Source organism: Ralstonia sp. RL, assembly GCF_001683835.1.
Taxonomy (GTDB): domain Bacteria; phylum Pseudomonadota; class Gammaproteobacteria; order Burkholderiales; family Burkholderiaceae; genus Ralstonia; species Ralstonia mannitolilytica.
The window spans coordinates 251,028-257,325 of the sequence record NZ_LWRX01000250.1; the positions used below are offsets into that span (position 1 = coordinate 251,028).

The window sequence follows — 6,298 nt, forward strand, 5'->3', positions numbered from 1 at the left end:
ATTTGACCGCCACGCCGCCCATCGACGACCTGTTCGGCGCGCCGCCGGCCCCCAGCGATACCGCGGCGGCCGAACCGCTTCCCAAACCGAAGCGTTCTCCCGCCCGCCAGGGCGTGCAGCCGGCCGCCGTCCCGCCCGAGGTGGCAGAGCTCGCGCTGCGCCTGCCGCCCGACCTGCGCATCGGCACGTCATCGTGGTCGTATCCGGGATGGGATGGACTCGTCTATGCGGGCGAGTATTCCGAGTCGATGCTGGCGCGCAAAGGACTGGCGGCCTACGCGATGCACCCGCTGCTGCGTACCGTCAGCATCGATCGCGGCTTCTACGCTCCGATTCCGCTGGCCGACTACGTCGCCTACGCGGCCAGCGTGCCCGAAGCGTTCCGCTTTGCCGTCAAGGCGCCCGCCGCCGTGTGCGACGCGTGGATTCGCGAACTGGACGGGCGCGGCCGCATGCCCAACCCGGCCTTCCTGAACGCGGAATTCGCGGTGCGGGACTTTATCGACCCAGCCACGCGCGGGCTCGGCATGCGTTGTGGGCCGCTGGTGTTCCAGTTTTCGCCGCTGGGCGCGCTGGCCGAAGACGCCATCGGCTTCGTGGAGCGGCTCGAAGCGTTTCTGGCTGCACTGCCGCCGCTGGACCGGCAACACAACCCCGATGCCGTGTACGCGGTGGAATTGCGCGATGCCACGCTGCTCACGCCTCGCTTCATCAAGATGCTGCGTGCGGTCGGCGTGCGCTACTGCGTCGGGTTGCACGAGCGGATGCCCGCGGCCGACCGGCAAGCGGCCGCCGTGGCCCTGCTCGATGAAGGCGGCGGCGGTCCCCTGGTGGTGCGCTGGAACCTGAACAGCCGTTACCGCTATGCGCAGGCCGAGGCCGCCTACAAGCCCTTCAACAAGCTCGTCGACGAAGACCTGTTTTCGCGCGAGACGCTGGCCGACATGGCCATTGCCGCGCTCGCGGCGGGGCGCAAGGTAACCATCCTGGTCAGCAACAAGGCGGAAGGATCGTCGCCGCTGTCGTGCATCAAGCTGGCCGAGGCCATCGCCGCGCGCCTGCCGGGCGGCGCAGCGTAACCCCGGCGCCTTCCCTCAGCCCTGCAGGCGGTGCGCGAACTGCTTGCGGAACTTCGCCACCTTGGGCGAGATGACGAACGCGCAGTAACCCTGCGCCGGATGATCTCGGAAGTAGTTCTGGTGTTCGTCTTCCGCGCGCCAGAAGGTCACCTTGCCCGCGCTGGCATCCACCAGCTCCGTCACGATGGGCGCATCGAAGACAGCGCTGGCGTCGAGCGCGGCGACCGCCTCACGGGCCGTTGCCAGTTGCCCGGGCGTCTGCGCGAAGATGGCAGACCGGTATTGCGGCCCGACGTCGTTGCCCTGCCGGTCCGGCGTCGTCGGGTCATGGATGGCGAAGAAGATGTCGAGAATCTCGCGGTACGGGATCACCGCCGGATCGAACTGCACCGCCACCACTTCGGCATGGCCGGTGTCGCCATTGCAGACGGCCCGATAGCTGGGGTGATCGACATGGCCGCCGGCATAGCCGGACACCACGCTGTGCACGCCTTGCACCTGCTGGAAGACAGCCTCGAGGCACCAGAAGCAGCCTCCGCCCAGGACGGCGGTTTCAAGGGCGCGTTGCTCGGTCATTTGGTTTCTCCTGCTGGGTTGGATGGGATGCCATTGGTCGGCGCAGGGCGCTTATCCTGACACAGGCACCGGCACCCGCGCCAACATGTGTGTGCAGCATCACGCAAAGCCCTACGCAGGGGCGGCTTATCGCCCGTCCGTTACAATTGCGCATTACTTTGGGTCGTTTGCATGGATCACCACGGAGCCATTCCCATGGAGGCGCGCGACAGCGGACCGACGCGCGAGGCGTCGGCACGCGGTCGCACAAGCCGCGCCGCCCCGCCCGACTTCGATGCCGCGCACTTCCGGCATGCCCTGTCGCAATTTGCCACTGGCGTGACGGTGGTCACCACGCGCTCTGACGGGGGCCCCGGCAAGCCTGCGTTCGTCGGTGTGACGGCCAGCTCGTTCAACTCGGTGTCGCTCGACCCGCCGCTGGTGCTGTGGAGCCTTGGCACGCAGGCGAACTCGTTCCCGTTGTTCCACGCCGGCTCGCACTACGTGATCAACATCCTGGCGGCCGACCAGCTCGACCTGTGCAAGCGCTTCGCCACGCTCAAGGGCGACCGCTTCGCCAACATCGACTACGCGCTGAGCCCGACCGGCCTGCCGATCCTTGCACAATCGCTGGCATGGTTCGAGTGCCATAACCGCAGCCGGTACGACGAAGGCGACCATGTCATCTTCGTCGGCGAAGTCGAGCGCTGCGGAGTGGTGGATGCCAACGCCGCGCCGCTGGTGTTTCATCGCGGCGCGTTTTCGTCGCTTGATCCGCTCGGCAAGTAAGTTGCCGCGTCACCCGCGGCTTGCCGTCTTGCGCGGGGCCTCGGCTTCGATGCCCCAATCCCCGCATGCGTACCAGTCATCGCCGAGCAGCTCTGCAGGGTGCTGGGTGCGGCCCGAGCCGTTGCCGCAAGCGAGGGCGTCGGCGCGGCAGTACTTGTCGCAGCCCCAGCAGATGCGCTCGGGGTGTACGGGATGCAACGGAAACCTCTTGGCCATGACCGGCTCCGGTCGACAACACAGGCTCACTATCCGCGCATGCCGGCGGTCGCGATTTGACCGCCGTCAGACGCCGCCGGACTTGCCGCGCTTGCCCGTCGCACCGCTTTCCAGCGGCCGCACGCCGCGCGATTCCATGAGCAGCGCCAGCCCGCCATCGCGATCCTTGATCGTGCGCAGGACGATGTTCGAGCGGATGTCCATCACGCCAGGCGTCTTGTACAGCCGCTCGATGATGAACTCCGAATAGTGCTGCAGCGTGGGCGCCTGCACGCGCAGGATGTAGTTGCAATCGCCGGTGATGATGTAGGCCGCGACGATCTCGGGCCAACTCTGCACGGCGGCCATGAAGGTCTCGTGCCAGCCCGTCACGTCCTGCCGCATCGACACTTGCACGATGGCCTCGAGCTCCAGCCCCAGCGCTGCCCGGCCCAGCTGCGCCCGGTAGCCGGTGATGGCGCCGCCCTCTTCCAGCATCCGCACGCGCCGCAGGCAGGCCGATGGCGACAGCGCCACCCGCTCGGCCAAGTCCTGATTGCTGATGCGGCCGTCTTCCTGCAAGACCTGGAGAATGCGCAGATCGGTGGTATCAAGTTGCATCTGTCGTCGTTCTTTGCGTAATTCCGTTAATTCGTTGAATTTTATGCGAATCGAACGGAATCGTGCGCACGAATATGCAAACCCATTGCGCGTGGATTTCCCTATCATTTCGGCACGGATTCGACGAATTTTCTGCCGGGGAGCCGCCTTGAAACGCACTTTGTGGGACATCAGCCCCGCCCTCTCGCCCGCCACGCCGACGTGGCCCGGCGACACGCCGTTTTCGCAGGAAATTGCGTGGAAGCTCGAAGGCGATTGCCCCGTCAACGTCGGCCGCATCACGCTGTCGCCGCACACCGGCGCGCATGCCGATGCCCCGCTGCACTACCGCGCGGACGGCGCCGCGATCGGGCAGGTGGCGCTGGACGCGTACCTCGGCCCGTGCCGCGTCATCCACTGCGTGGGCGTAGCGCGCGTCGAGCCGGAACACGTTCGTGATGCGCTGGCCCATCCGTCGCCCACGCCGCCGCGCGTGCTGCTGCGCACGTACGCGCAGATGCCGCAGACCATGTGGGACGACCACTTTGCCGCCGTCGCGCCCGAGACGATCGAACTGCTGGCCGCGCACGGCGTGAAGCTCGTCGGTGTCGACACCGCCTCGCTCGATCCGCAGACCTCCAAGACCATGGACGCGCACCACGCGGTCGGCAGGCACGGTCTGGCCATCCTCGAAGGGCTGCTCCTCGACGAGGTGCCCGCCGGCGATTACGAACTGATCGCGCTGCCGCTCAAGTTCGCCACGCTCGATGCGAGCCCCGTGCGCGCGGTGCTGCGCAGCCTGCCCTGATTCACCCGATTCATCACCCCGACATCCACCATGACCATCACTCGAAACGCCTGCGTCGAACGCGACGCGGCCGATCCGATCGCGCCGCTGCGCGACGCCTTTGCGCTGCCCGACGGCGTGATCTACCTGGACGGCAATTCGCTCGGCGCACGGCCCAAGGCTGCGCTGGCCCGCGCGCAGGAAGTCGTCGCCAATGAATGGGGCGATGGACTGATCCGCAGCTGGAACCAGGCCGGCTGGTTCGAGCTGCCGCGCCGCCTGGGCAACAAGCTTGCCCCGCTGATTGGTGCACGCGAAGACGAAGTCGTCGTCACCGACACCACGTCGATCAACCTGTTCAAGGTGCTGGCCGCCGCGATTCGCGTGCAGCGCGAAGACGCGCCCGCCCGCAAGATCATCGTGTCGGAAACGCATAACTTTCCGACCGATCTGTACATCGCTGAAGGGCTGGCCGACCTGCTGCGCGATGGCTACAAACTGCGCCTGATCGACTCGCCGGAAGAACTGGAAGGCGCGCTGGGCGACGACGTCGCCGTCACCATGCTGACGCACGTGAACTACAAGAGCGGGCACATGTACGACATGGCTGCCGTCTCGGCGCTGGCGCACAAGCAGGGCGCGCTGGCGATCTGGGATCTGGCGCACTCGGCCGGCGCGGTGCCCGTGGACCTGCACGCAGGCGGCGCGGACTACGCCATCGGCTGCACGTACAAGTACCTGAACGGCGGCCCCGGTTCGCCGGCGTTCGTGTGGGTCGCGCCAAAACTGCGCGAGCGCTTCTGGCAGCCGCTCTCGGGCTGGTGGGGGCATGCGCGGCCGTTCGCGATGGAATCACGCTACGACGCCGATGCCGGCATCGGCCGCTTCCTGTGCGGCACGCAGCCGATCACGTCGATGGCGATGGTGGAATGCGGGCTCGATATCTTCGCGCAGACGTCGATGGCCGAGTTGCGGACCAAGTCCCTCGCGCTGACCGATCTCTTCATCTCGCTGGTGGAAACGCGCTGCGCGGGCTTCCCGCTCACGCTGGTCACACCGCGCGACCATGGCATCCGCGGCAGCCACGTCAGCTACGAGCACCCGAACGGCTATGCTGTGATGCAGGCGCTGATCGCTCGCGGCGTGATCGGCGACTACCGCGAGCCGCGCATCATGCGCTTCGGCTTCACGCCGCTGTACACGAGCTTTGCCGATGTTTGGGATGCCGTGGACGTGCTGCGCGACGTGCTGGAAACAGGCGCGTGGCAATCGGCGCAATTCAACGAACGTACGCTGGTGACCTGAAATGACAACGCCGAACCGACCCGCAGCATCGGGCTGCCCCATGCACGGTGGCCAGGCCGACAGCTGGCATGACGCGCAGATGGATTTCTCGCAGTCGATGAGCTATGGCGACTACCTGGCGCTTGACCAGATCCTGAACGCGCAGCACCCGCGCTCGCCCGATCACAACGAAATGCTGTTCATCGTGCAGCATCAGACCACCGAGCTGTGGATGAAGCTGATGCTGCATGAGCTGCGCGCAGCGCGGGATTGCGTGCGCAACGACGACCTGCCGCCCGCTTTCAAGATGCTGGCGCGCGTGTCGCGCATCATGGACCAACTGGTGCAGGCGTGGAACGTGCTTGCCACGATGACGCCGCCCGAGTACTCGGCCATGCGTCCGCACCTGGGGCAGTCGTCCGGCTTCCAGTCGTATCAGTACCGCGAGATCGAATTCATTCTCGGCAACAAGAATGCGGCAATGCTCAGGCCGCATGCGCACCGGCCGGAGCATTACGCGCAGGTGAAGGCCGCGCTGGAGACGCCGTCGCTGTACGACGAAGCCGTGCGCTACATGGCGCGCCACGGGTTCAGCTTCGATGCGGATTGCGTGGAGCGGGACTGGTCGCGGCCGGTCACCTACAACGCTTCGGTGGAGGCGGCCTGGCTGGAGGTCTATCGTGACCCGACGCACCACTGGGAGCTGTATGAGCTGGCGGAGAAGTTTGTCGACCTCGAGGATGCGTTCCGGCAGTGGCGGTTCCGGCATGTGACAACGGTCGAGCGGGTGATCGGCTTCAAGCGTGGGACCGGTGGTACGGAAGGCGTCGGTTATCTGCGGAAGATGCTCGATGTGGTGTTGTTTCCGGAGCTTTGGAAGTTGCGCACTGACTTGTGACTTTTGCTATTGGTCGATCTCTGGTTTCCTCCCCTGCCGGGGCTGACTCACCTTCCCTGTCTTGCCAAAGAAAGTAAGCAAAGAAAGGCGCGCCCGAGATGGCGAAGGATT

The 6,298-nt window shown here is 66.1% G+C and carries 8 protein-coding genes; 5 read left to right on the forward strand and 3 right to left on the reverse strand.

The genetic code is table 11. The features are described from left to right. Nucleotides 1–2: 2 nt before the first annotated feature. Nucleotides 3–1,079 carry a DUF72 domain-containing protein gene (locus A6M56_RS24020; RefSeq protein ID WP_045786286.1) on the forward strand — a complete coding sequence of 359 codons (1,077 nt, stop codon included), beginning with the start codon at nucleotides 3–5 and terminating at the stop codon, nucleotides 1,077–1,079. Nucleotides 1,080–1,094: 15 nt separating this feature from the next. On the opposite strand, the gene msrA is transcribed toward A6M56_RS24020, so the two are convergent. Beyond that, nucleotides 1,095–1,655 carry a peptide-methionine (S)-S-oxide reductase MsrA gene (gene msrA, locus A6M56_RS24025; RefSeq protein WP_045786285.1) on the reverse strand — a complete coding sequence of 187 codons (561 nt, stop codon included), beginning with the start codon at nucleotides 1,653–1,655 and terminating at the stop codon, nucleotides 1,095–1,097. 195 nt (nucleotides 1,656–1,850) lie between these two features. Here msrA and A6M56_RS24030 point away from each other — a divergent pair, with 195 nt between their 5' ends. After that, entirely contained in the window at nucleotides 1,851–2,423 is a 573-nt protein-coding gene (locus A6M56_RS24030) for a flavin reductase family protein (RefSeq protein WP_045786284.1), read from the forward strand. A 9-nt stretch (nucleotides 2,424–2,432) separates the two neighbouring features. Here the strand turns inward: A6M56_RS24030 and A6M56_RS24035 are convergent, their stop codons facing one another. Then, nucleotides 2,433–2,639 (reverse strand): DUF3079 domain-containing protein, encoded by a 207-nt coding sequence (locus A6M56_RS24035; RefSeq protein ID WP_045786283.1) that lies wholly within the window; start codon nucleotides 2,637–2,639, stop codon nucleotides 2,433–2,435. A gap of 66 nt (nucleotides 2,640–2,705) precedes the next feature. Beyond that, nucleotides 2,706–3,239 (reverse strand): Lrp/AsnC family transcriptional regulator, encoded by a 534-nt coding sequence (locus A6M56_RS24040; protein ID WP_063393000.1) that lies wholly within the window; start codon nucleotides 3,237–3,239, stop codon nucleotides 2,706–2,708. Nucleotides 3,240–3,387: 148 nt separating this feature from the next. Between A6M56_RS24040 and kynB the strand changes: the two genes are divergently transcribed. Genes kynB through kynA form a run of 3 tightly spaced genes read left to right on the forward strand, consistent with a single transcriptional unit; the run spans nucleotide 3,388 to nucleotide 6,187 of the window. Further along, nucleotides 3,388–4,026: an arylformamidase gene (gene kynB, locus A6M56_RS24045; protein WP_045786281.1), complete on the forward strand. Its 639-nt coding sequence runs from the start codon at nucleotides 3,388–3,390 to the stop codon at nucleotides 4,024–4,026. Between the two features lie 30 nt (nucleotides 4,027–4,056). Then, nucleotides 4,057–5,310, forward strand: a complete 1,254-nt coding sequence (kynU, locus tag A6M56_RS24050; RefSeq protein WP_102080918.1) for a kynureninase — start codon at nucleotides 4,057–4,059, stop codon at nucleotides 5,308–5,310. Nucleotides 5,311–5,350: 40 nt separating this feature from the next. Continuing rightward, entirely contained in the window at nucleotides 5,351–6,187 is an 837-nt protein-coding gene (gene kynA / locus A6M56_RS24055) for a tryptophan 2,3-dioxygenase (RefSeq protein ID WP_045786279.1), read from the forward strand. Nucleotides 6,188–6,298 lie beyond the last annotated feature (111 nt).

Bases quoted from the DNA above. Each gene is read 5' to 3' on its own strand.
- msrA (WP_045786285.1), bottom strand. From the start codon at position 1,655: ATGACCGAGCAACGCGCCCTTGAAACCGCCGTCCTGGGCGGAGGCTGC.
- A6M56_RS24030 (WP_045786284.1), top strand. From the start codon at position 1,851: ATGGAGGCGCGCGACAGCGGACCGACGCGCGAGGCGTCGGCACGCGGT.
- A6M56_RS24035 (WP_045786283.1), bottom strand. From the start codon at position 2,639: ATGGCCAAGAGGTTTCCGTTGCATCCCGTACACCCCGAGCGCATCTGC.
- A6M56_RS24040 (WP_063393000.1), bottom strand. From the start codon at position 3,239: ATGCAACTTGATACCACCGATCTGCGCATTCTCCAGGTCTTGCAGGAA.
- kynU (WP_102080918.1), top strand. From the start codon at position 4,057: ATGACCATCACTCGAAACGCCTGCGTCGAACGCGACGCGGCCGATCCG.
- kynA (WP_045786279.1), top strand. From the start codon at position 5,351: ATGCACGGTGGCCAGGCCGACAGCTGGCATGACGCGCAGATGGATTTC.